Annotated in this window: 25 protein-coding genes and 2 pseudogenes; 15 read left to right on the forward strand and 12 right to left on the reverse strand. The window is 71.0% G+C overall.

Features of this window, described 5'->3' with window-relative positions; genetic code table 11:
* Nucleotides 1-225: 225 nt before the first annotated feature.
* Both ABN273_RS50105 and ABN273_RS50110 read left to right on the forward strand, forming a co-directional pair.
* A pseudogene (locus tag ABN273_RS50105) lies at nucleotides 226-546 on the forward strand (transposase); the annotation flags it as partial.
* Nucleotides 547-637: 91 nt separating this feature from the next.
* Complete coding sequence (locus ABN273_RS50110) at nucleotides 638-1,126, forward strand: hypothetical protein (protein ID WP_349456753.1); 489 nt, start codon at nucleotides 638-640, stop codon at nucleotides 1,124-1,126.
* Here the strand turns inward: ABN273_RS50110 and ABN273_RS50115 are convergent.
* A complete protein-coding gene (locus tag ABN273_RS50115; RefSeq protein WP_349456818.1) occupies nucleotides 1,086-1,451 on the reverse strand; it encodes a recombinase family protein in 366 nt (121 codons plus the stop codon). The genes ABN273_RS50110 and ABN273_RS50115 overlap by 41 nt on opposite strands.
* An 18-nt stretch (nucleotides 1,452-1,469) precedes the next feature.
* Nucleotides 1,470-4,721, reverse strand: coding sequence for an efflux RND transporter permease subunit (locus ABN273_RS50120; RefSeq protein WP_349456754.1), 3,252 nt, complete (start codon nucleotides 4,719-4,721; stop codon nucleotides 1,470-1,472).
* Nucleotides 4,722-4,826: 105 nt separating this feature from the next.
* On the opposite strand from ABN273_RS50120, the gene ABN273_RS50125 reads away from it, so the two are divergent.
* On the forward strand, nucleotides 4,827-5,273 hold the full coding sequence (locus tag ABN273_RS50125) for a MarR family winged helix-turn-helix transcriptional regulator (RefSeq protein ID WP_349456755.1): 447 nt from the start codon (nucleotides 4,827-4,829) through the stop codon (nucleotides 5,271-5,273).
* A gap of 30 nt (nucleotides 5,274-5,303) precedes the next feature.
* Here ABN273_RS50125 and ABN273_RS50130 read toward each other — a convergent pair.
* Nucleotides 5,304-7,588 (reverse strand): annotated as a pseudogene (locus tag ABN273_RS50130) (HelD family protein).
* A 279-nt stretch (nucleotides 7,589-7,867) separates the two neighbouring features.
* On the opposite strand from ABN273_RS50130, the gene ABN273_RS50135 reads away from it, so the two are divergent.
* The 5 genes from ABN273_RS50135 (at nucleotide 7,868) to ABN273_RS50155 (ending at nucleotide 11,889) form a co-directional block, all read left to right on the forward strand.
* A complete protein-coding gene (locus ABN273_RS50135; RefSeq protein ID WP_349456756.1) occupies nucleotides 7,868-8,401 on the forward strand; it encodes a PadR family transcriptional regulator in 534 nt (177 codons plus the stop codon).
* Nucleotides 8,398-9,135, forward strand: coding sequence for an ABC transporter ATP-binding protein (locus tag ABN273_RS50140; protein ID WP_349456757.1), 738 nt, complete (start codon nucleotides 8,398-8,400; stop codon nucleotides 9,133-9,135). Before ABN273_RS50135 ends, ABN273_RS50140 begins: the two co-directional genes overlap by 4 nt.
* A 5-nt stretch (nucleotides 9,136-9,140) precedes the next feature.
* Nucleotides 9,141-9,275, forward strand: coding sequence for a hypothetical protein (locus tag ABN273_RS50145; protein WP_349456759.1), 135 nt, complete (start codon nucleotides 9,141-9,143; stop codon nucleotides 9,273-9,275).
* Nucleotides 9,272-10,930: an FtsX-like permease family protein gene (locus tag ABN273_RS50150; protein WP_349456760.1), complete on the forward strand. Its 1,659-nt coding sequence runs from the start codon at nucleotides 9,272-9,274 to the stop codon at nucleotides 10,928-10,930. The genes ABN273_RS50145 and ABN273_RS50150 overlap by 4 nt, the downstream gene beginning before the upstream one ends.
* Before the next feature lie 197 nt (nucleotides 10,931-11,127).
* Nucleotides 11,128-11,889 (forward strand): SDR family NAD(P)-dependent oxidoreductase, encoded by a 762-nt coding sequence (locus ABN273_RS50155; protein WP_349456761.1) that lies wholly within the window; start codon nucleotides 11,128-11,130, stop codon nucleotides 11,887-11,889.
* A 116-nt stretch (nucleotides 11,890-12,005) separates the two neighbouring features.
* Here ABN273_RS50155 and ABN273_RS50160 read toward each other — a convergent pair whose 3' ends face one another.
* The gene (locus ABN273_RS50160; protein WP_349456762.1) at nucleotides 12,006-12,476 is read right to left on the reverse strand and encodes a pyridoxamine 5'-phosphate oxidase family protein; all 471 of its coding nucleotides are present in this window, start codon (nucleotides 12,474-12,476) and stop codon (nucleotides 12,006-12,008) included.
* A gap of 100 nt (nucleotides 12,477-12,576) precedes the next feature.
* On the opposite strand from ABN273_RS50160, the gene ABN273_RS50165 reads away from it, so the two are divergent.
* A complete protein-coding gene (locus ABN273_RS50165; protein WP_349456763.1) occupies nucleotides 12,577-13,116 on the forward strand; it encodes a dihydrofolate reductase family protein in 540 nt (179 codons plus the stop codon).
* A 57-nt stretch (nucleotides 13,117-13,173) separates the two neighbouring features.
* Here ABN273_RS50165 and ABN273_RS50170 read toward each other — a convergent pair whose 3' ends face one another.
* Entirely contained in the window at nucleotides 13,174-13,743 is a 570-nt protein-coding gene (locus tag ABN273_RS50170; RefSeq protein ID WP_349456764.1) for a CGNR zinc finger domain-containing protein, read from the reverse strand.
* Between the two features lie 63 nt (nucleotides 13,744-13,806).
* On the opposite strand from ABN273_RS50170, the gene ABN273_RS50175 reads away from it, so the two are divergent.
* A complete protein-coding gene (locus tag ABN273_RS50175) occupies nucleotides 13,807-14,655 on the forward strand; it encodes an SCO6745 family protein (RefSeq protein WP_502911281.1) in 849 nt (282 codons plus the stop codon).
* 58 nt (nucleotides 14,656-14,713) lie between these two features.
* On the opposite strand, the gene ABN273_RS50180 is transcribed toward ABN273_RS50175, so the two are convergent.
* The gene (locus tag ABN273_RS50180) at nucleotides 14,714-15,055 is read right to left on the reverse strand and encodes a VOC family protein (protein WP_349456767.1); all 342 of its coding nucleotides are present in this window, start codon (nucleotides 15,053-15,055) and stop codon (nucleotides 14,714-14,716) included.
* Nucleotides 15,056-15,153: 98 nt separating this feature from the next.
* On the opposite strand from ABN273_RS50180, the gene ABN273_RS50185 reads away from it, so the two are divergent.
* Both ABN273_RS50185 and ABN273_RS50190 read left to right on the forward strand, forming a co-directional pair.
* Complete coding sequence (locus ABN273_RS50185) at nucleotides 15,154-15,456, forward strand: ArsR/SmtB family transcription factor (RefSeq protein WP_349456820.1); 303 nt, start codon at nucleotides 15,154-15,156, stop codon at nucleotides 15,454-15,456.
* Entirely contained in the window at nucleotides 15,453-15,875 is a 423-nt protein-coding gene (locus ABN273_RS50190) for an SRPBCC domain-containing protein (protein ID WP_349456768.1), read from the forward strand. Before ABN273_RS50185 ends, ABN273_RS50190 begins: the two co-directional genes overlap by 4 nt.
* On the opposite strand, the gene ABN273_RS50195 is transcribed toward ABN273_RS50190, so the two are convergent.
* The 4 genes from ABN273_RS50195 to ABN273_RS50210 form a co-directional block, all read right to left on the reverse strand.
* On the reverse strand, nucleotides 15,872-16,084 hold the full coding sequence (locus ABN273_RS50195) for a hypothetical protein (protein ID WP_345002864.1): 213 nt from the start codon (nucleotides 16,082-16,084) through the stop codon (nucleotides 15,872-15,874). The two genes, ABN273_RS50190 and ABN273_RS50195, sit on opposite strands and share 4 nt — an antisense overlap.
* 3 nt (nucleotides 16,085-16,087) lie before the next feature.
* Complete coding sequence (locus tag ABN273_RS50200; RefSeq protein WP_349456769.1) at nucleotides 16,088-16,822, reverse strand: alpha/beta fold hydrolase; 735 nt, start codon at nucleotides 16,820-16,822, stop codon at nucleotides 16,088-16,090.
* The gene (locus tag ABN273_RS50205; RefSeq protein ID WP_349456770.1) at nucleotides 16,819-17,430 is read right to left on the reverse strand and encodes a LysE family translocator; all 612 of its coding nucleotides are present in this window, start codon (nucleotides 17,428-17,430) and stop codon (nucleotides 16,819-16,821) included. The genes ABN273_RS50200 and ABN273_RS50205 overlap by 4 nt, the downstream gene beginning before the upstream one ends.
* Nucleotides 17,431-17,497: 67 nt before the next feature.
* A complete protein-coding gene (locus tag ABN273_RS50210; protein WP_349456771.1) occupies nucleotides 17,498-18,469 on the reverse strand; it encodes a helix-turn-helix transcriptional regulator in 972 nt (323 codons plus the stop codon).
* Between the two features lie 23 nt (nucleotides 18,470-18,492).
* Between ABN273_RS50210 and ABN273_RS50215 the strand changes: the two genes are divergently transcribed.
* Nucleotides 18,493-19,266, forward strand: coding sequence for a DeoR/GlpR family DNA-binding transcription regulator (locus tag ABN273_RS50215; protein WP_349456772.1), 774 nt, complete (start codon nucleotides 18,493-18,495; stop codon nucleotides 19,264-19,266).
* Nucleotides 19,263-20,474 carry an MFS transporter gene (locus tag ABN273_RS50220; protein WP_349456773.1) on the forward strand — a complete coding sequence of 404 codons (1,212 nt, stop codon included), beginning with the start codon at nucleotides 19,263-19,265 and terminating at the stop codon, nucleotides 20,472-20,474. The genes ABN273_RS50215 and ABN273_RS50220 overlap by 4 nt, the downstream gene beginning before the upstream one ends.
* A gap of 4 nt (nucleotides 20,475-20,478) precedes the next feature.
* On the opposite strand, the gene ABN273_RS50225 is transcribed toward ABN273_RS50220, so the two are convergent.
* Nucleotides 20,479-20,850, reverse strand: coding sequence for a winged helix-turn-helix transcriptional regulator (locus tag ABN273_RS50225; protein ID WP_349456774.1), 372 nt, complete (start codon nucleotides 20,848-20,850; stop codon nucleotides 20,479-20,481).
* A 76-nt stretch (nucleotides 20,851-20,926) separates the two neighbouring features.
* Between ABN273_RS50225 and ABN273_RS50230 the strand changes: the two genes are divergently transcribed.
* Nucleotides 20,927-21,763, forward strand: a complete 837-nt coding sequence (locus ABN273_RS50230; protein WP_349456775.1) for an SDR family oxidoreductase — start codon at nucleotides 20,927-20,929, stop codon at nucleotides 21,761-21,763.
* 50 nt (nucleotides 21,764-21,813) lie between these two features.
* Here the strand turns inward: ABN273_RS50230 and ABN273_RS50235 are convergent, their stop codons facing one another.
* Complete coding sequence (locus ABN273_RS50235; protein WP_349456776.1) at nucleotides 21,814-22,578, reverse strand: TSUP family transporter; 765 nt, start codon at nucleotides 22,576-22,578, stop codon at nucleotides 21,814-21,816.
* Nucleotides 22,579-22,767 lie beyond the last annotated feature (189 nt).

Raw genomic sequence — 22,767 nt, forward strand, 5'->3', positions numbered from 1 at the left:
GCGAGCGCGTCAAGAAGCCAGCCAAGAACACCTTCCCGACCAAGAAGCGTGACACTGCGCAGCCGGCCACCAAGGCCAGCTACAAGATCAAAATCTTGAGAAAGGCGCCTTCACCAGCGCAAATGCCTTAACTCACCGGCATTGCCTTGAGCTGGGATGATCGGACTTGTCTAAGGCCCCGTTCACGCCAGATCAGAAGGCACTTTCCGAGTGAACTCTACCGCTCTGCACCGCAAGATCACCGCGTCCGCCGACGGCCGCGGGCTGGTATCTCACGCCGGTGCTCTGCTGCTGTTGCAGACGCTGCGCATCACCGGGCTCAACAAAGCTCTGTCGCAGCGGCTGGAGCGGTGGCGGCCCACCCGCGCGATCCACGATCCCGCAAAGATCATCACCGACCTGGCCATCACCCTGGCACTCGGCGGAGATTGCCTGGCCGACATCGCGATCCTGCGCACCCAGCCCGACGCGTTCGGCCCCGTCGCCTCCGACCCCACGGTCTCGCGCCTGATCGACCGTCTCGCCACCGACCCTGACGTCAGGCTTGGCCGCCAGGTGCTCCCACATCCAATTGCCAGCAAAGCAGCGCTCTACTAAAACCCTGCGCAGAGCCCCATGATCGTGATATCGACCGAACATGCCCAAGGAATATGCCGCTCTGCTTGCCCAAGTGATTCCGGTGCTCGCCCTGGCTGTCGGGCTTGAGCTGCGATCCCTCACTGCTCGCTACGTACTGACTGGCCATGAACTGCTCTCAACGCTAGAAGAGAGCGATCGCATCCCGAGGATCATGACTCAGCGAATGGCTGAAACCCAAGGGCAACTCATGCTCGGCATTACGATCCTGTTCCTGTCGCTGACCCAGGTGGTGTTCGCTGTAGCGGAACTCAAGAGCCTGGAAACCGTGGCAGGTGCCGCTACCCCGCTACGCAACGGAGTTGGAATCGCGCTCATTGTTGGCATCTGCGCAGCCTTCACACTCCCAGCCCTCGAATCGCTCACCCGAGTGATCTTTACGACGAAGCCGAACTGGAAAACCCCAGGTAGGCGCGTCGCGTGCATCACCACAACAATGGCCGTTCTCTTCACAGGGATTGCCGTACTGCACCTGCTTTGGGATGTCTGAGCAACCTTCTCCAAGCGAGCCGGGAGCCGCGGGTGAACTTGCCGACCGCAGTGGTGGCGTCCACCTCTTCCGTGGCCGACACCAGCTCGCCGCCCGCGGTCTGCAATCGGGCGAGGTTGAGCTGATTGCCCATCCGGTTTCGGCCGGACCGGGAGTACTTCCACACGAGGAGCGCCTTGGCCCCGTCCGTCTCCACCGCAGCGATGGCCGCCACGATCGTCCGTTGGAGGTCCCTCCCGGACACATCGAGATCTTCGATCCAGCCGCTTGCCCGGCGGGAGATAGTAACCCCGCCGGGCTGTACGGGCGCTCGGCTGCGCCGGATCTCCCGGCGACCCGGTCGTCAGGAAGCCGGGGTGAGAACCTTCGCCTCGTGCTTCGGCTCGGCCGGCTTGCGCCGCATCCGCTCCTTGGCCCGCTCCACCATCGTGTAGAGCGTCGGCACGAGCACCAGGGTGAGCAGAGTCGAGGTGATCAGACCGCCGATCACCACGATGGCCAGCGGCTGCGAAATGAACCCACCCGAACCGGTCACCCCCAGCGCCATCGGCGTCAGCGCGCAGATCGTGGCCACCGCCGTCATCAGGATCGGCCGCAACCTGCGCCGGCCGCCCTCGATGACCGCCTCCACCACGCCCATGCCCTGCTCGCGATACTGGTTGATCAGGTCGATCAGCACGATCGCGTTCGTCACCACGATGCCGATCAGCATCAGCATGCCGATCAGCGCCGGCACGCCCATCGCCGTGTCGGTCGCCACCAGCAGCCCGATCGCGCCCGTCGCCGCGAACGGGATCGACACCAGCAGGATCAGCGGCTGCACGAAGCTGCGGAACGTCGCCACCATGATCAGGAAGACGATCGCGATCGCCGCCAGCATCGCCATCCCCAGATCGGAGAACGCATCCGCCTGGTCCGCCGACGCGCCGCCGATCTCGTAGGTGGCGCCCGAGGCCAGCGCCAGCCCGTCCAGCTTCGTCGTCAGCGCCTGCGTCACACTGCCCAGGTTCCCGGCGTCGGCCACCTTGCCCGACACCGTCGCCGAACGCTCACCGTCGATCCGCGTCACCTGCGTCGGCCCGGCCACCTCCCGCACGTCCGCCACCGACGACAGCTTCACCAGACCGGCCGCCGTCGCCAGCTTCAGATCCTTGATCGCCTTGATGTCGTCCGGCGCGTCCGCGCCACGCAGCACCAGGTCGCTGACGCGGCCGTCCAAGGTGATCTGGCCCAGCGGCGCGCCGCGGAACGCCTGCGCCACCGCCTGCCCCACCTGCGCCTCGCTCAGCCCGCGCTCGGCCGCCTCCTCCCGGTCCACCACGACCTCGACCCGCGGCGCGCTGGCCTCCAGGTTGGACGACACATCACGCAGCCCCGACACCTCGCCCATCGCGGTCTTGACCGTGTCGGCCGCCGCGCGCAGCGTCTCGGCGTCGGGCGCCTGCACGACCACGTCGATCGTGTCGGAGGAGAACCCGCCCCCGCCGGCGCCGCCCACCGTGACCTCGCCGACGCCCGACAGCTCGTCGATCCGCCGGCTCAGCTCCTGCTGCACCTTGTCCGCGTCGGCCCCCTCCTTGATCGTCACCGAGTACGACGCCCGGTCCGCGCCACCGCCGACCGCGCCGCCCTGCATGGCGTTGCCGCCACCCACGTTCACCTGGTACGTCTCCACGCCGTCGACGTCCTTCAGCACGCCCTCCACCTTCTGGGCGGCCTTGTCGGTCGTCGCCAGGTCCGCGCCGACCGGCATCTTCTGCGACAGGGAGATCGTGTTCTGGCCCGAGGAATCCAGGAAGTTCGTCTGCAAGCTGCCCGCCAGGCCCATCGTGGCGACGAACACCGCCACCCCGATCAGCACGGTCGTCAGCTTGAACCGAGTCGCGAACCGCAGCACCGGCAGGTAGGCCCGCTGCAACGGCGAGCGCAGCTCCTTGGCCTCGGCCTCCTCGCGCTGCTTGCGCGCCTGCTCCGGCGTCAGCTCCGGCGTCTTCAAGAACCAGTACGCCAGCACCGGCACCACCGTCAGCGACACCACCAGCGAGGCCAGCAGCGCCACCGCCACCGTCACCGAGAACGGGCCGAACAGCTCGCCCACCATGCCGCCCACGATCGCGATCGGCGCGAACACCGCCACCGTCGTCAACGTCGAGGCCGTCACCGCGCCCGACACCTCACGCACCGCCGCCAGGATCGCCTGCAGCCTGGCCTCGCCGTAGCCGAGATGCCGCTTGATGTTCTCCAGCACCACGATCGAGTCGTCCACCACCCGGCCCACCGCGATCGTCAGCGCGCCCAGCGTCAGCATGTTCAGCGAATAGTCGCCCGCCCACAGCGCGATCAGCGCGATCACCACCGACAGCGGGATCGACACCGCCGTTACCAGCGTCGAACGCACCGACAGCAGGAACACCAAGATGACCAGCACCGCGAACGCCAGCCCCAGCAGGCCTTCGGTCGTCAGGCTCCGGATCGACTCCTCCACGTACGGCGCCTGGTCGAACACCACCGACACCGCCGTGTCCGAGCCGTCGCCCAGCGCCTTGGTCAGGTCCGGCAGCTTCGCGCGGATGTCATGCGAGATCGACACCGCGTTGCCGTCCGGCACCATCGTCACCGACACACCCAGGCTCGACCGGCCGTCCGTACGGGTGATCGTCGTCGCGTCCGCCAGCCCCTGCTTGATCTCCGCGACGTCGCCCAGCTTGACCGGCTTGAGCGGCTTCGGCTTGACCTGCTGCTGTGCGAGCGCCGGCTGCCCCTGGCCCTGTGCCTGGGCGGGCCGCGCCGTCTGCCCGGTCTGCCCGGTCGGGGGCCGCGTCTGCGACTGGCCCGGCTGCTGGGTGGCGGCCGCCGGCTGCGCCGGAGTCAGATACAGGTCCTTCAGCTTGGCCACCGAGTCGACCCGCGCGCCCACCTGCACCGTCAAAGACTTGCTGTCAGAGGTCAGGGTGCCCGCCGGGATCGGCGTGCCGTTCGCCTTCAGCACGTCGGGGATCTGCGCGGCCGACACTCCGGCCGCCGCCATCTTCTTGGCGTCCGGCTCGATCGTCACGACCTCGTCGCGGGTGCCCGTGACCTGCGCCTCCCGTACGCCCTCCACGCCCTGCAGCTCCGGCACCACGATCCGGCGCAGCTTGTCGGCCATCGCCCGCTCGTCGCCGCCGTCGCCCACCGCCAGCACCACCACCGGGATGTCGTCGGTGTTGCCCGCCACCACCTGCGGATCCACCCCGTCCGGGAGGGTGACCCGGCTGATGGCCTGCTGCATCTTGTTCAGCGACGACTCGACGTCGGTGCCGTACTCGAAGGCCACCTGGATCTGCGCCAGGCCCTCCTTCGACGTCGAGGTCATCTGCTCCATCCCGGCCAGCCCCTGGAAGGAGTCCTCGATCGGCTTGGTGACCTGGTCCTCGACGATCTCCGGCGAGGCGCCGGGGAACGACGCGACCACGAAGGCGCCGGGAAAGCTCAAAGACGGCAGCAACTGCTGTTTCAACTGCGGAATCGTGAACGCGCCGAACGCGCTGAGCACGACCGCGACCAAAATCACAAGGCTGCGGTTGACCAGGCTCAACCGGGCGAATGCGGTCATAGGCGTCCCCTCCAAGAGTTCGCCCCAGACTAACACTTCGCCTTGTACGAATATTTAGACAGATTGAGCTTTCCTGATAACCTTCTCAGGAAGCGAGAGGTGAGTGTGAGCGACGAACGCGAAGACCTGATCCGCCGGATCACCGAAACACAGCGTGGCCTGGGACGACTGTTCGCCCAGCACCAGTCCCCCCTGTTCTCCTCCAACCTCACCATGCGACAACTCCACGTCGTCATGCTCCTGTCCCTCAACGGCTCCGCCTCAGGACAGGAGCTCGCCCACCACCTCGGCGTCGGCCTCGGCACCGTCACCGGCCTCGTCGACCGCCTCATCGCGCACGGCCTGGCCACGCGTCACGAGGACCCCCACGACCGCCGCGTCCGCCGCATCGAGCTCTCTCCGGCCGGCACCGCCCTGGTCGAGGAGCTGCAGAGCGCCGGCTTTGAGCACTTCCGCCGCATCCTCGACCACCTCGACACCGAGACCCTGCGCTCCCTCGACCACATCAGCCGCACCATGCGCGCCGTGGCCGACAAGCTCTACAACGACTGAGAGGCCCGGCGCTGGACGACGCCGGCGCCTTTACGTTGTAGATTCCTTAGCCAGCCGGGACAGCACCTCCGGCAAGTCCCCCTCGTGCACCACCGTCAGCCGCCGGGTCGCCCGCGTCACCGCCACGTACAGGTCCTGGCCGCCCATCGGCGACTGCGCCAGGATGCCCGCCGGATCCACCACCACGACCGCGTCGAACTCCAGCCCCTTGGCCTGCCCCACCGTCAGCGCCACCACCGGCGCGTCCAGATCCCCGCCAGGCAGCAGCGCGGACACCTCCGCGTGGCGGGCGTCGGAGGACACCACGCCCACCCGGCCCTCACCGATCGCGGCCAGCTCCGCCGCCACCAGGTCAGCAAGCCCGGACAACGGCAGGCGCACCGCGCGCGGCCGGGCGCCGCCCTCGCGCACCGACTCCGGCGGCTCCTGGTCCGGCGCGAAGGTCCGCAACACGTCCGCGGCCACCGCCATGATCTCCACCGGCGTGCGGTAGTTGACCAGCAGCCGCTCCTCGCGCCAGCGCCCCGCCAGATGCGGGTCCAGCACCTCGCCCCACGAGCGCGCGCCCGCCGCCGACCCCGTCTGCGCCAGGTCGCCCACCACGGTCAGCGACTTCGCCGGCACCCGCCGCATGATCATCTGCCAGGCCATCGGCGACAGCTCCTGCGCCTCGTCCACGATCACATGCCCGTACGCCCACGTCCGGTCCGCCGCCGCCCGGTCGGCCGTCGTCAGGCCCGGCCCGTCGTCGGCGTGCCGCTCGGCCAGCACGTCGGCTCGGTCGAAGATGCCTGCCTCCAGCACGCCGGTCGACTGCAGCACCTCCTGCGCGTACAGCTCCTGCGAAGCCTGCTCCTGCGCGGCGTTTCGCGCCGCCACCCGGCGGGCGGAGTCGTCCTCGCCCAGCAGCTCGGCCGCCTCGTCCAGCAGCGGCACGTCCCCGACCGTCCACCCGGCCTGCGCCGGGCGCAGCAGCTCCTGCCACTCCAGACCCGACGGCGCCACCGCCCACAGCGTGTCGAACGACGACAGCAGCTCGGAGATCAGCCGCTGCGGCGTCAGCTCCGGCCACAGCTCCTCCAGGGCCCGCCGCACCGCCGGCTCGCCCCACAGCCGCTGCGAGGCCAGCTCCACATCCAGCTCGTCCAGGTCGCCCTCCAGGTCGAGCGGCTGCGACAGCTCCGGCTCGCCCTCGATGACCAGCTCCTCGATGTGCAGCGACTCCTCCAGCGCCCGCGCCTCGGCCCTGGCCAGCTCCTTGAGCATCTCGGTGACGTACAGCTTGCGGGCCATGTTGTGCGGCAGCCGCACCGCCCGCGCCCGGTCGCGCAGCCGCATGCACGTCTCCCTCGGAACCCGCAGGTTCAGCCCGTCCAGCTCGACCACCAGGTCGCCCTGCGGCACCCCCTGGCGCAGCGCCAGCGCGCGGGCGACCACCTCGGCCATCCGGACGTCGCCCTTGACCACCGCCGCCGCCGGAGTGTCGGCCGCGCTCACCCGCACCCGGGGAACATCTCCCCGACCGTGGTCATGACGACCTGCGTCTCCCCCAGCGCCGGCAGCACCTGGCTGATGTAGCGCAGGAACATCGGGTTGGGGCCCACCACCAGCACGCCGCGCCGCTCGAGCGTGTCGCGGTGGGTGTAGAGCAGGTACGCCGCCCGGTGCAGCGCCGCCACCGTCTTGCCGGTGCCCGGCCCGCCCTGCACCACCAGCGCCCCCTGCAGCGAGGAGCGGATGACCCGGTCCTGCTCGGTCTGGATGGTGGCCACCACGTCACCCATCCGGCCCGTCCTGCCCCGCCGCAGCGCCGCCAGCAGCGCCGCCTCGCCCACGAGCGTGCGCCGGTCGCCGTCGCTCATCCGCTCCAGGTCGAACACCTCGTCGTCGATGCCGACCACCGTGCGGTCCTTCAGATGCAGGTGCCTGCGGCGCACCAGCCCGCCCGGATCGGTGGCCGTGGCCACGTAGAACGGCCGCGCGGCAGGGGCCCGCCAGTCGATCAGGACCGACTCGTGATGCTCGTCGCGCAGCCCGATCCTGCCGACGTACGTGCCGGCGCCCGAGGCGTCGTCGATGCGGCCGAAGCACAGGCCGCGCTCGACCGCGTTCAGCTGGGCCAGCCTCCTGGCCTGCTCCGCGGCCATCGCCTCGCGCTCGACCATCGCCTGACGGGTGCCGCCCGCCCTGGCGTACGCCTCGCGCATCGCCGCCTGCGCCCGTTCCCTGGCGATGTCGAGCCTGCCGTAAAGCCACGACACAGTGCTCTGTTCGCTGTCAAGGGCTTCCGCGAGACCATCTTGACGATTAGCCATTGGCTGGTATACTCCTAACCGGAAGGGGTGTGGAGCTCTCGTTTCTAAAATGGAGCATTCGAGCTTAACCCCGCGCAAGACCGCGCGCAAACGATCCGGCTCATCGGCGTGTTCGCACGCTGCCCCGAGATCAAGCCCATCTCTTCATGCACCCACGCCCGCGCCTTCGGCCAGCGGCGTCACGGGCCCACCTTCACCCCGCTCTCGATCGCCAGGCGTCCTACGTTTGACACCTTTTATGGCTAACCGCTATCTATTAGCTAACCGTTAGGGGGTGGAGTGCAAGACGCAGTGCTGGCGATGCTCGCCAAAGAACCCTCACACGGGTACGACCTACGCACCCGCCTGCGGGAGAGCCTCGGCCCACTCGGCGAGTCGATGAACCCCGGACAGATCTATGTGACATTGGCCCGGCTGGAAAAGGCCGGCCTCGTGGTCTGCGAGCCGGCGGCCGGCCTGCCCGAGCGGCCGGAGCGCAAGGTCTACGCGCTGACGCCGGCCGGGCAGCAACGGGTGACCGCCTGGCTGGCCGAGGTGGGCTGGCCGAAACCCGACCTGGCGGAGTTTCATCTCAAGCTCGTCGCGGCGGACGCGACCCGGCTGGCCGACCCGGTCGAACTCGTGGCGGCCCAGCGCCGTGAGCTGCTGCGCCGCTTGCGTGAGGTGCAGCAGGCGGCGCTGGCCGAGCCGGCGGGGTCGGGCGCCGGCCTGCTGCTGGAAGGGGTCGTGCTGCGGTTGCAGGCGGACCTGCGCTGGCTGGATGCCTGTGAACGGGCCTGGTCCAAGGTCGATCACGAAGTTGAGGGTGGATGAACGTGTCAAGTGCCGCGGTCCGGGCCTGCGACCTGATGAAGACGCATGGCCAGCACAGCCGGGTCCGCGCGGTGGACGAGGTCGACCTGGAGGTTCCCCAGGGACAGACGCTGGCGGTGATGGGGCCCAGCGGCTGCGGGAAATCCACTCTGCTGCACCTACTGGGTGGCCTGGAGCGGCCTACCGGCGGACAGGTGTGGGTGGCCGGGCGGCGCATCGACACGCTGAGCGAGCGAGCTCTGGCGCGCATGCGGCGCCGGTCGGTGGGATTCATCTTCCAGGCCTTCCATCTGGTGGAGGAGTTGTCGGCGGCCGAGAACGTCGAGCTGCCCGCGCTGCTGGCCGGGCGCTCGCGCCGCCAGGCCAGGCGGCACGCCGGCCTGCTGCTGGAACGGGTCGGGCTCGCCGGGCGCGCCCGGCACCTGCCGTCGCAACTGTCGGGAGGACAGCGTCAGCGGGTCGCCGTCGCTCGCGCGCTGGTCAACGACCCGCTGGTCGTCATGGCCGACGAGCCGACCGGCAACCTCGACACCGCGGCGACCCTCGATGTGCTGAGGATCTTCGAAGAGCTGCGTACGGCGGGACAGACGCTTGTGATCGTCACCCACGACGAGCGGGTCGCGGCCACCGCGGACCGGCTGATCTCGATGCGCGACGGGATGTTCGTCGACGACACCCGGCTGGCCGGCTCCCACACGCGCGGGCTCGGCGGGCTGATCGGGCTGGAGGGCTGAACGTCATGGGCGCCATCGTGCTCGTCGTGCGCCTGGTGCTGGCTGACGTGCGCCGGCACCAGGTCCAAGCCGTGCTGCTCCTGCTCGCGGTCACCGTGGCCACCGCCAGATGGCACTGGGCCTGTCCCTGCGCGGCGTGAGCGACGCGCTGTACGAGCAGACCCGCGCGGCCACCGCCGGGCCGGACGTGGTGGCGCTCTCCGGCGACACGGGCCCCGCCGTGACCTCGGCCCTGGCCTCGCTGGCGGACGCCCCAGAAGTGATCGCCCACCATGGCCCCTATCGCATCGTCTACGCCGACCTCACCACGCGCGATTCCACCTCGTCCCCAGTGGTGGTGCACGGCTTCGCCGAGAAGCCCGGCACGGTCAACCGGCCGCTGGTGACCTCGGGCCATTGGGTACGCTCCGGCGGCACGGTCCTCGAACGCGGCTTCGCCACCGCGCTGGGCGCCGGCGTCGGCGACCGCGTCACCATCGCCGGCCGGTCGTACCCCGTCGTCGGGATCGCCGTCACCGCGGCCACCTCCGTCTACCCCGGGGCGGCCCAGATCGGCCCCGGCGGCGGCCCCAGCGACTACACCGGACTGGCCTGGATGACCCGATCAGATGCCCGGACACTGGCGTCGTCCCAAGACCTCCCGGTGACCTTGGCCCTGGACCTGAAGCTGCGCGACCCCGCCGCGGCCGACGCATTCATCGACGCCCGCGACCTGTCCACCGTAAGGATCGCCTTCCACTCCTGGCAGTTCGGAGCCCAGCGGGACATGGCCATCCTCAGGGTCAGCCAGCCGATCCTGGTCGTCGGCAGCTGGCTGCTCAGCTTCCTGGCCATCACCGGAGTGGCGGCGCTGGCCGCCGGACGCGCCGTCGAGCAGACGCGCCGGGCCGGGCTGCTCAAGGCCGTCGGCGCCGCCCCGGGTCTGATCGCCGCCGTCCTGCTCACCGAGTATCTGGCGCTGGCGCTGGCCGGCGACGCGCTGGGGCTGCTGATCGCCCGCCTGACCGTGCCCGCCGTCGCCAGCCCCACCGCCAGCCGGATCGGCGACGCGGCCGGGCCGACCGGCGCCACCATCGCCGCGACGACCGTCCTCGCCGTGGCGGTGGCGGTGCTGTCCTCGCTGCGTCCCACGCTGCGGGCCATGCGTACGGCGACCGTCACGGCGCTGACCGCCACCGCGCACCAGCCCCGTCACCGGCCCTGGCTCACCGCGCTGTCCGCGCTGCTGCCCACGCCGCTCCTGCTCGGGCTGCGGCTGACCGCCCGCCGGCCGGGCCGCGCCGCGCTGCAGGCGTGCTCCACCGCCACCACAGTGATCGCGATCGTCGCCCTGCTGACCCTCTACGTCCAGCCGGAGAGGGGCTACGGCCTGGGTGGCTCCTCCGCCCTGCCCAACCTGCGGGGCGAGCACGACCGCCGGCTGATGCTCGCCGTCACCGTCCTGCTGATCGCACTCGCCGTCGTGAACACCATCACGTTCACCTGGACCACTGCCGTGGAGGCCCGGGCGAACATGGCCATCGCACGCACGCTCGGCGCCACCCCAGGGCAGATCTCCGCGGGGCTGTCCACCGCACAGCTCCTGCCCAGCCTGCCCGGTGCCGTCATCGGCGTCCCGCTGGGCATCGGCCTGCTCTCGCTCTTCGCCGCCAGGAATGCGGTGGATCCCCCCTCCTCCTGGCTGCTCGGCGCCGTACTCGCGACCCTCCTGGCAACAGCGGCACTCACCGCCCTACCGGCACGCCTGGCAGCCCGACGGCCCGTGGCACAGACCCTCAGCGCCGAAACGGCCTGACAGACTCAGGCAGCACGATCGAGCACCACCTCTGCGGTCATGACGGCATGCCGGTCGGATTGTCGGCAGGCACACCGGCAACGGGCGGGGCGAGCTCGAGGGTCTCGACCCGGAGAGTGGTGGCTGACGGTCTTGGGGCTGTTGAGGAAACGGCCAGCCGGCGGGCCGCAGAGCCGGGAATGCTAGCTTGTTCGACCATGTCTGACTATCTGCGGGAGCTGTTCTCCCTCGACGGCCGGCGCGCCCTGGTGACCGGTGGAAGCTCCGGCATCGGGTACGCCATCGCCGAGGCGATCGGCCGGGCCGGGGCCGAGGTCGTGGTGGTGGCCCGCAGGGAGAGCGAGCTCGACAAGGCCGTCACCCGGCTGCGCGAGCACGGCGTCACCGCCTCCTGGATCAGCGCCGACCTCGCCGACCGCGACGACATCCAGCGCGTGTGCGCCACGGCCGGCGACATCGACATCCTCGTCAACGACGCCGGCAACAACATCCGAAAGCCCATGGCCGAGCTCACCGTCGACGACTACGAGCTCACCATCGCCGTCCACCTCACCGCCCCCTATCTCCTCGGCCAGCACTTCGGCCCGAAGATGGCCGCCCGCGGCTGGGGCCGCATCATCAATCTCGGCTCCCAGCAGTCCATCAGCGCCTTCGGCGACAGCGGCGCGTACGGCACCGCCAAGGCCGCCGTCCTCGGCCTGACCCGCTCTCAGGCGGAGGCCTGGTCGACCGGCGGCGTGTGCGTCAACACGATCATCCCCGGCTTCGTGCTGACCCCGCTCACCGAGCCCGCCCAGGCCATCCCCGGCCGCGTCGAAGCGCTCGCCGCCCGCCACATGGCCGGCCGCAACGGCGTGCCCGAGGACTTCGCGGGCGCGGCGGTGTTCCTGGCCAGTGACGCCTCCGCCTTTGTCACCGGCCAGATCCTCTTCGTGGACGGCGGCTTCTCCGTCCACTAGCGCCCACCACACGGGCCGCGACGGCGGGCCGGCGCCACGCTGTCCGTCTAGGCGCCTTCAGCCGGAGTTTGCAGGGGCGCGGGACGTGACTCAGCCGAGCGCCTTTACTTTGTAGATCACTCACGCCGGATCTCCCGCACCCCCACCCCCTCGCGCCAGGCGGTCATGACGATCTCGTCGCCGTCGATCCGGGTCCACACGACCTCCGTCAGCTCGATCCGGAACAGGTGCGACTCCGTGCCGGGCAGCCCGAACGACGCCAGCACCGCCGCATCGGTGACCTCCACGGCCCGCCCGGCCAGCTTCACGTCGCCCGCCCACGTCGACGGATCGGCCGCGTCGGGCTCCGGGGAGGCGACGTGGATCGCCAGGCGCGGATCCCGCCGCAGGTCCTGGGCCTTGACCGCCCGGGGCATGGACCCCGTCCACAGCTCGCCGTCCCTGAACATGGTCTCGATGCCGCTGACCCGGGGCGAGCCGTCCTTACGCAGGCTCGCCAGCACCCGGTGCCTGCACGTGTCCATCACCCGCCGCGCCACCCCGGCCAGCTCCGGCGCCTGCCCCTCGAACTCCTGCCATGAAGCCATGGCACACATCCTGACCGACGTCCCCGACAAAAACCCGCCAAGCCGTGCCTGCGCTCGCTATGTTTATAAACGAACGAACATTTATAAATGAGAGGCACACATGACCTGTCCGTTCAGCTGTTCGGTGTTCATCGGCACGAGCCTCGACGGGTTCATCGCGCGCGCGGACGGCGACCTGCACTGGCTCACCAGCCGGGGCGAGGCCGCCGGCGGCGACCTGGGCTACCAGGAGTTCATCGACGGCATCGACACGGTGGTGATGGGCCGCGGCACCTACGAGCCCGGACTCTCCTACGCCCCCTGGCCGCACGAGGACCGGTACGTGGCCGTGCTCAGCACCACGCTCGAGCAGGGCGCGGACCCGCGCGTCACCGTCTACCGCGACCTCGACCGGCTGCTGCACGCCCTGGCAGAGCGCGGCACCAAGAGCGTGTACGTCGACGGCGGCCAGGCCATCCGCGCCTTCCTGCGCGCCGGCCTGATCGACCGGATCACCATCACCACGGTCCCCGTGCTGCTGGGAACGGGGGTCCCCCTGTTCGGGCCGCTCGGCGGCGACGTGCCACTCGGCCACGTCTCGACCAAGGTGTTCGACGCGGGCGTCGTCCAGTCCACTTACAGGGTGATCCAGGCAGGGTGATCCAGGCAGGGTGATCCAGGCAGGGTGATCCAGGCAGGGTGATCCAGGCAGGGTGACTCAGGTGCGGCGGCGGGCGCGGTAGGCGCTGGCCTTTGCGCGGTTCTGGCAGGACAGGCCGCAGAACCTGCGCGAGGCGTTCCTGGTGACGTCCATGAAGACCAGCTCGCACCCGTCCGCCTCGCAGCTGCGCAGCCGCCGGCCCTGGCCGACGCCGATCACCATGGCCAGGGCCGTGGCGGCGTCGGCGGCCCAGGCGTCCACCAGGTCCGCCCCCGGCGCGTGGAAGGCCAGAACGGGCGGGTCGCCGTGCAGGTTGGGCACGGCCCCGTGACGCACCAGGGCCTCGTTCAGCGTGGCGACGTCGCCGGCGAACACCGAGTGCAGCTCGGCGGCCACGCCGGCGAGCCGGTCGGCGTCCGCGCCGGTCAGCGCGCGGCTGGGGGTCCAGCCCTGGCGGATGAACGCCTCCTCCAGCGCCACCCGCCGGTCGGCGGGCGGGTCCGCGGGACGGCCGTGAGCCCGGGCCACGTACAGCTCGTTGACCAGCAGGACGGCGAGCTCCACCCATCTGCCGACATAACTGTCTATTTGCGATTGACCAGTGATGCGCCAAGCCTCTATCGTCACTGGCATAGTTTATCTAGACAGTGAGGGATTGACGTGAGCGCATCGTCCAGGCTCGCCCGCCGCATGTGGCACCAGCTCGAGCCGATCCACGCGGTGCTGTACTTCTCGCCGCAGGCGTTCGAGGAGGCGGCCGCGCTCGGCTACGACGTGGAGTCCCGCTGGCCGAGCTATTTCGCCTACCGCACTGCGCCGCTCGGGCGGGCGGGCAGCCGGCTGGCCACGGCCGCGTACTACAGCTTCAGCCCGCGAATGATCGGCGAGCACGTGCCGGCCGTCTGGGAGGTCGCTTCCCCGAGCAAGGTGCTCGACGCGCGGCTCACCGCGGTCGACAGGACCTACCGCCACCTGCTGGGCGGCAAAGTGGCCGGGCCCGACGTGGCGGAGGCGGCGGAGCTGGCCAGGCGGGCCGCGGAGAGCGTGACGGTGGCCGGGCGGCCGTTCGCCGCGGCCAACCTGGACCTGCCCTGGCCCCACGAGCCGCACCTGGTGCTGTGGCAGGCCGCCACCGTGCTGCGCGAGCACCGCGGCGACGGCCACCTGGCGGCCCTGCTGTCCGCCGGACTGGACGGGTGCGAGGCGCTGGTGTCGTTCGCCGCGATCGGCGCCGCCCCGGCGGCCAACTTCGCCGGGCGCGGCTGGAGCGAACAGGAGTGGGACGCCGCCCGGGAACGGCTGGCCGCGCGTGGCCTGCTCGGCCCGGACGGGCAGGCCACCGAGCAGGGACGGGCGCTGCGCGACCAGGTGGAGCGGATGACCGACGAGCTGGCCGCCGAGCCGTGGCGGCTGCTCGGCGAGGAGCGCGCCGGGCGCCTGGCCCAGCTCGCCTCGCCGTTCCTCGGCGCGGTCTTCGAGGCCGGGCTGCTGCCGATGACCAGCACCCTCGGAATCGCCACCGTCAAGGCCCCCGACTAGCCCCTCCCCCAGCCCGCGGTCCTTGACGCCTCCGCCGGGGTCCCTCCAGCCGGCGAGATCAGCCGAAGCCCGGCGCGGGCTGCCAGATGCTGATCTGCGTTCCCTGGTCGTCGGTGCAGGTGCAGCCGCGCCCCGACTTGCTGTCGAACACCGCGCCGGTGCTGCCGCCCAGCTCCCGCACCCGCTCGACGGCCGCGTCGATGTCGGTGACGTGGTAGTAGAGGTTCGGTTGCGAGCAGGGCCCGTCGGAGACGAAGCCCATCGGCACGGCCGTGTTCGTGACGTGCAGGTAGGTCTCGTGCTCGCGCTTGAACTCCCAGCCGAACAGCGCCCCATAGAAGGCCGCCGCCCGCTCCAGGTCCGCCACGGACAGCGTGTAGTAACCCAGCTCGACACTCATGTACGCACCTCCGCAATAATTGCCGCTGTCGTTAAGGATTAACACCATAACGGAAGCAGGCAATAATTAACAGCAACGTTAACAATCTCGACGCCACGCTGGCCGCGCTCGCCGATCCCACCCGGCGCAAGGTCATCGACCTGCTGCGCGAAGGACCCCGACCGGCCGGCGAGCTGGCCCAGGCCGTGCAGATGAGCGCGCCCGCCCTCAGCAGGCACCTGCGCGTGCTGCGGGCGGGCGGTCTCGTACGCGCAGAAGCGGGCGGCGCCGACGCCCGGCTGCGCCTCTACACGCTGCGCCAGGAGCCCTTCGTCGCCCTGCAGGCCTGGCTGGACCAGGTGCAGGCGTTCTGGGCCGAGCAGCTCGGCTCGTTCAAGGACCACGTGGAGCGCGGCCGGTGAACTCCGTCCAGGCCAGCGTCACCGTGCCCGTCGATCCGGCGACCGCGTTCCGGATCTTCACCGACGAGATCGACCACTGGTACGTACGCGGCCGCCACAGCTGGGTCGACCCCGCCCGCGCGATCGGCATCCGCTTCCAGGACGGCTACCTGCGCGAGCTGTGGTCCGACGGCGGCCACGTCGACACCGGCAAGATCATCGCCTGGGAGCCGCCACACCGCCTCGTCTGGGCCGACCTGATCAACGACAGCGGCCGGATGGAGATCGAAGTGGCCTTCAGCCCGGTCGACGGCGGCACCGAGGTGCTGCTGGAGCACCGCGGCCTGGACACGCTGCCCCCGGACGTGGCCGGGCGCATCCGGCGCGGCTACTCCTGGAACATCGCGCTGCGCTGGTTCGCCGGCCAGTGGGCGGGCTAGCGGCGGCCGTACTTCTTGTGCACGGCCTGCTTGCTCACCCCGATCGCGTCGGCGATCTGCGCCCACGCCAGGCCCGCCACCCTGGCCCGCCGCACCTGGACCGCCTCCAGGCGCTCGATCTCACGGCGCAGCGCGGTGGTGGCGTGCAGCGCCAGCAGCGGATCGTCGTCCTGCGCCTGCCTCACGAGGGTCGCCAGGTCGTTCGTCATGCACTAAAGGTAATCCAGGAGCAGCCGGTTGATCTCCTCGGGACGTTCCATGGCCGGCAGGTGCCCCGCCCACTCCAGCTCCACCAGCCGCGCCCCGGGCAGCTCGCCGGCCAGGTGCCGGGCGCCGGCCAGGAAGTACGGCAGATCGTGCGCGCCCGCCACCACCAGCGCGGGAACGTCGATCTTCGCCGGCTCGACCTCCCCCTCGACCCGCTCGGGCTCGGGATCGGCGGCCAGCTGCACCTCGAACGCGTGCCGCTGCATCTCCACCAGCCGGTCCCAGGCCGCATCAGACGCCTCGGGCCCGAGCAGCGTCCGTGCGTTCAGCTCGGCCGCCCCCTGAACGTCTCCCAGCTCCAGCAGCCGCCTCTCCTCCTGCCAATACGCCCGCACGTCCACCGTGGGCTCCAGGGAGGAGACCGGGTTGAGCAGCACCAGCCGGTCGGCGAGCCCGGCCGCGGCCAGCTCCAGCGCGGCCTGGCACGCGCCCGACGAGGCCACCAGCGCCGCGCGGGTCACCTCCAGCTCGGCCAGCACCCGGGTCACGTCGCCCGCGTCACTGTAGGGGCCGTCCGAGTGGAAGGCGCTGCGCCCGTACCAGCGGAAGTCCACCGTGATCACCCGGAATCGGCCGGACAGGGCCGCCACCTGCGCGTCCCACATGCCGGAGTCGGCCGCCGACGAATGCAGCAGCACCACGGGCTCGCCCGTGCCCCGCTCAGCGTGCCAGATCGTCATCGCGACTCCACCACCAGACGCACGCCCAGCCCGATCAGCACCACGCCGGAGATCTGCTCCAGCCGCCGGCGCACCGCGGGCCTGCCCAGCCACGCCTTGGCCTTGGCGACCATCCAGATGAGCAGCCCGTACCAGAGCAGGTCCACCAGCACCCACATTACGGCCAGCGTCACGAGCGTCATCGGCACGTTCTGCCCCGGCGGGACGAACTGCGGCAGGAACGACATCGCGAACACCGCCGCCTTCGGGTTGGCCAGGCACGTCCCGACGCCCGCCAGGTACGGGCCGCGCCAGCCTGGCCGGACCGCCCCCTCGGGCTCCGGCGCGCCCTTGCGGGCCTGCCACAGCGCCTGCGCGCCCATCACCACCAGGACCACGGCGCCCACGACCCGCATGACGTCGTAGGCCAGCTGCGAGGCCACCAGCAGCGCCGACAGGCCGAACGCGGCGGCCAGCCCCCACAGCAGGATCCCGGTCTCGTTGCCCAATGTGGCGGCCAGGCCGGAACCGCGGCCCGCGCGCAGCGTCTGGCGCAGGATGATGGCCGTGCTGACGCCCGGCACCATGGCGATCAGGACGCACGCGCCCACGAAAGCTAGAAGATACATGCGCGCATGTTCGCAGAACTGCCTGCGAATTTCGCGTCATTTATCCGCACATCGCGCGGGAACGGCGTCAGCCGTACATCTTGTGCAGTTCCGCGACCGCCTCGCACATCAGCGCCCGCAGCTCCGGCGGCCCGAGCACCTCGACGGCGGCCCCCATCCGCAGCAGCAGCCAGCGCGCGTGCGTGATCGACTCGATGGGCACCGTGAGCGTCAGCCAGCCCTCCTGGTCAGGCTCCCCCGCGGCGGCCAGCGCGGCGCCCACGACGTCGGCGCCCATCGTGTACGCCAGCAGGTCGCCCTGCCCGGGGGCCAGCTTGATGACGGCCTCGGCGGTGTACATCCGCTCGCGGAACTCCTTGGCGTAATCCTGCCAGAACCCGCCCAGGTCGAACCCCTCGGGCCGGGCGAACCGGCCGGGCAGCGTCTCCAGCGTCAGGATCCGCGCCACCCGGTACGTGCGGGGGCTGCCGCCCTGCGGCGCGGCCACCATGTACCAGGAACCGCCCTTGAGCACCAGCCCGTACGGGTGCACCACCCGGTCGATCTCCTGCTGCCCCCAGCGCCGGTACGTCATGTGCAGCGGCCGCTGGTCCCACACCGCCTCGGCCACCTCGCTCAGATGCGGCACGTCGTCGGCCGAGCGATACCAGCTCGGCACGTCCAGCAGGAACCGCTCGCGCATCCGCGAGGCGTGCGAGCGCGGCTCGGGCGGCAGCGCGGCCAGCAGCTTCAGCTCGGCGGTGGCCGCCACCTCGGCCAGCCCCAGCTCGGCCGCCGGCCCGGGCAGCCCGGCCAGGAACAGCGACGAGGCCTCCTCGGCGGTCAGCCCGTTCAGGCGGGTGCGGTAGCCGTCGAGCAGCTGGTAGCCGCCCGCCGGCCCGCGGTCGGCGTAGACGGGCACGCCGGCCGCCGACAGCGCCTCGACGTCGCGGTAGACCGTGCGGACCGACACCTCCAGCTCCGCGGCCAGCTCCGGCGCGGTCATGCGGCCGCGCGTCTGCAGGAGTAGGAGGAGCGAGAGCAGGCGGCTGGCACGCATGCACCCCATTGTATTGCGCACATATGTCATGTTTGTATGAACACGTGGAACGTTTGCGAGCCATCATGAACGCCTTGCGCACCAACGACAGCGTCTCGGTCGCCGAGCTGGCCGCCGAGCACGGCGTCTCGGAGATGACCATCAGGCGCGACCTGGACGAGCTGGCCCAGCAGGGAGTGGTGCGCCGGGTCAGGGGCGGGGCGCTGTCGCTGCTGCTGCGCGGCGAGGAGCCGCCGTTCGGCGTGCGCGAGCGGGAGGCGGTGGAGGCCAAGCAGCGCATCGGCGCGGAGGTGGCCGCCCTGATCGCCGACGGGGAGGCGGTGGTGCTGGACGGCGGCACGACCGCCCTGGAGGTGGCCCGCGCCCTGCACGACCGCCGCCTGACCGTGCTGCCGCTGGCCCTGCAGTCGGTGTCGCTGCTGTCCTCCGCGCCGCGCGTGCGGCTGGTGCTGCCCGGCGGCGAGGTACGCCAGGGCGAGCTGAACTTCATGGGCCCGCTGACCGAGAGCTCGTTGACGGCGCTGCGGTTCGACACGGCGGTGATCGGCTGCTGCGGGCTGTCGGCCGAGCACGGGCTGACCGCGCACGACCTGCCGGAGGTGGCGGTCAAGCAGGCGGCCATCGCCTCGGCGCGGCGGGTGATCGTGGCGTGTGACTCCGGCAAGTTCGCGCGTACGGCGTTCGGCGCGGTGTGCCCGATCTCGCGGCTGGACGTGGTGGTGACGGACTCCGGCATACCGGGCGAGGAGCGCGACGCCCTGGTGGCGGCCGGGGTGACGGTCAGGGAGGCGGCGTGAGACCCGCGCCCGGAGACCGGCGGGGCGGACGATTCGCGGGGCGCGCCCTCCTGCGGGAACGCACGGCGGTCTACCTGCTCTTCTTACTGGCCGGCACGGCCACGGGCACCTGGACGGCCCGCATCCCCGCCGTCAAGGAGCACCTCGGGCTGGGAGACGGCCAGTTCAGCCTCGCCCTGCTGGCCATCGCGGGCGGGGCGATGGCCGGGATGACCGCGGTGGGCCGGCTGGTCGACCGTCTGGGCAGCAGCCGCGTCATGATCCCGGCCGCCCTCCTGCAGGGCGTCGTGCTCGTGCCGCCCGCCTACGCTGCGCACCTGTGGGCGCTGGCGGGGGCCCTGCTGGTGTTCGGGATCGTGCACGGCATCCTCGACGTGGCCATGAACGCCAACGCCGTGGAGGTCGAGCGGGCCCACGGGCGGCCGATCATGTCGTCGTTCCACGCCGTCTACAGCATCGGCGGGTTCGCGGGCGCCACGGCGGGCGGCCTGTTCGCGCACCTCGACCTGTCGGCCGCGGCCACGTTCGTGTCGGTGGGCGTGGTGGTCGTGCTGCTGGCCATCTGGGCCGCCCGCTGGGCCCTGCGCTCGCTCCCGTCCCCCGCTGAGGACCCGGCCTCAGCCTCCGGCCCAGGCTCGGCTGAGCGGCCCAAGGGGATCGTGTTCCTCGGCGTGCTGGCGTTCTGCTGCCTGGTGGGCGAGGGCGCCTCGGCCGACTGGAGCTCGGTCTACCTGCGCGAGGACCTGGCCGCCTCGCCGGGGCTCGCGGCCGCGGGGTATGCCGCGTTCTCCATCATGATGACGGCGGGGCGGCTGGCGGGCGACCGGCTGGCGGCCAGGTTCGGCGCGGTGCCGCTGGTGCGCTGCTGCGGGCTGCTGGCCGCCGCGGGTCTGGGGCTGGCGCTGCTGGGCGGGCATCCGGCGGCGGGGGTGATCGGGTTCGGCTGCTTCGGGGCCGGGCTGTCGTGCATCGTGCCGCAGGTGTTCTCGGCCGCCGGCCACCGCGATCCCGCCTTCGCGGGCCGGGCGCTGGCGCGGGTGGCCTCCATCGGATACCTGGGCATGCTGTCCGGGCCGGTGTTCATCGGGGCCGTGGCCGAACTGACCGGCCTGCCCCTGGCGCTGGCCATCCCGGCCGTGCTGGCCGCCTTCGTCGCCCTGACCGCCACAGCGCTGCGCACCCGCGCGCCCGAGACGGCCTCCCGCTGAACGGTCAGCGCGAGGCGTACCCCTCCCGGGCGGACACGACCTCGGGCATGCGCTCCTCCACCCACTCCAGGAGGGGGATCAGGCGCTCGGCGGCCTCGCGGCCCAGCGCGGTGAGGCTGTATTCGACCCGGGGCGGGATCGAGGTCTCGGCCACGCGCAGCACCATGCCGTCGCGTTCGAGGGCGTGCAGCGTCTGGGACAACATCTTCTCGCTCACCCCGTCGACGCGGCGGCGCAGCGCGTTGAAGCGGTAGGGCCCTTCGTGCAGGGCCACCAGCGCCAGGATCGCCCAGCGGCCGGTGAGGGTCTCCAGCACCGTGCGCGAGGTGCACCTGCGCGAAAAGACGTCTGCCACCAGCTCATCGAACTCCTCCATGGAGACAGCTTACGCCTTTGGGTGTACTTTCTGATAGAAACCACTAACCAACAGAAAGTACTGAGGGAGAGTAACCATGATCGTGGTAACCGGAGCGAGCGGGCACCTGGGCCGGCTGGTGATCGAGGAGCTCAAGAAGCGGGTCCCCGCCGCAGAGATCGTCGCGGCCGCGCGTACTCCGGAGAAGGCCGCCGACCTCGGCGTCGAAGTCCGCGAGGCCGACTACGACCGGCACGAGACGCTCGAGGCCGCTGTGCGGGGCGCCGCCAAGGTGCTGCTCATCTCCGGCATAGAGCCCCAGCGGGTGCGGCAGCACGCGGCCGTCGTGGACGCGGCGAAGCAGGCCGGGGCCGCGCTCGTCTACACCAGCGCGCCCAAGGCCGACACCACCGAGGCCGCCCTGGCCGCCGACCACCGGGCGACCGAGGAGTACATCAAGGCGTCCGGGGTGACGTACACGATCCTGCGCAACAGCTGGTACAACGAGGTCTACGAGCAGTCGATCAGCACGGCGCCCCAGCTCGGCGCCGTGTACGGCGCCGCCGGCGACGGCCGGATCGCCTCCGCCTCCCGCGCCGACTACGCCGCCGCCGCGGCCACCGTGCTGACCGGCGAGGGCCACGACGGCCAGGTGTACGAGCTGTCCGGCGACACCACCTGGACCCTCGCCGACCTGGCCACCGAGATCTCCAAGGCCACCGGCAAGGAGGTCGCCTACCGGAACCTGCCGAAGGACGAGTACGCGGGCGTCCTGGCCGGCGCCGGCCTCCCGGCCCCGTTCGCCGAAGTCATGGCCGACGTGGACGTCAACATCTCCCGCGGCTGGCTCGCCCACACCCCCGGCACGCTGCGCGAGCTCATCGGCCGCCCCACCCAGCCGATCGGCGACTACGTCCGCGCCCTGCTCGCCTGAACCGATCGCTCAGGGGGCGCCCCACTTGCCGCGGAGGCGCCCCTTTTCCTTCAGCCGCCGAACTGCTGCCACCCCAGCCGGGCGACCAGGGCCACCACGACGCACAGCAGGACGATCCGCACGAAGGCGGCACCGCGCTTGAGCGCCATCCGCGCGCCGAGCTGGGCCCCGGCCACGTTGCACACGGCCATGCCGAGCCCGAGCGCCCAGTTCAGGTGCCCCTGGACCCCGAACACCACCAGCGCCCCGAGGTTCGTCCCGACATTGATGATCTTGGCGGAGGCGGAGGCCGAGACGAAGTCGAGCCCCAGGATGGTGGTGAAGGCGATGATCAGGAACGTTCCCGTACCGGGTCCCACGATGCCGTCGTAGAAGGCGATCCCGACCCCCGCCGTCGCCACGGCGGCGAACACCCTGGCGTCGGTACGCAGATGAGGCACCGGCACGGCCCCGAGCGCGGGCCGCAACGTCACGAACGCCCCCACGCCCAGGAGCACCACCATGACGACGGGCCGCAACACCTCGGCCGAGATCGCCGCCGCGGCCCACGCCCCCAACCCGGCGCTCACCACGGCCAGTCCCGCGCCCGGGAAGGCCACCTGCCGATCGACCTTGGTCGATCGGGCGTAGGCGACGGCGGCGGACGCGGTCCCGAAGACCGAGGACAGCTTGTTGGTGGCCATCGCCTCGACGGTCGGTATTCCGGTCATCATGATGGCGGGAAGCTGCAACAGCCCGCCGCCGCCCACGACGGCGTCGACCCACCCCGCCCCTGCCGCTGCGGCCAGCAACACCAGGACCTGCTCCAGCGGCACGCTACTCCCCCGTTTTCCCCCAAGAAACGCCAAGAGTGTACAAGGTGTGCTTTGACTGGTTCTTCGCCGCCTCCTTCCCACGGATCACCGAAACACGGGTGACGTGGGCACAGGCTGGTATCGCAACGACTTTTTTCTGTTTCTGCACAGCGGATGGAGCCGATGCTCGTCACGGACCGAGCCGCAGGC

Origin of the sequence: Nonomuraea sp. B19D2, assembly GCF_040137845.1 — a bacterium.
In the GTDB taxonomy this organism is placed as follows: Bacteria; Actinomycetota; Actinomycetes; order Streptosporangiales; family Streptosporangiaceae; genus Nonomuraea.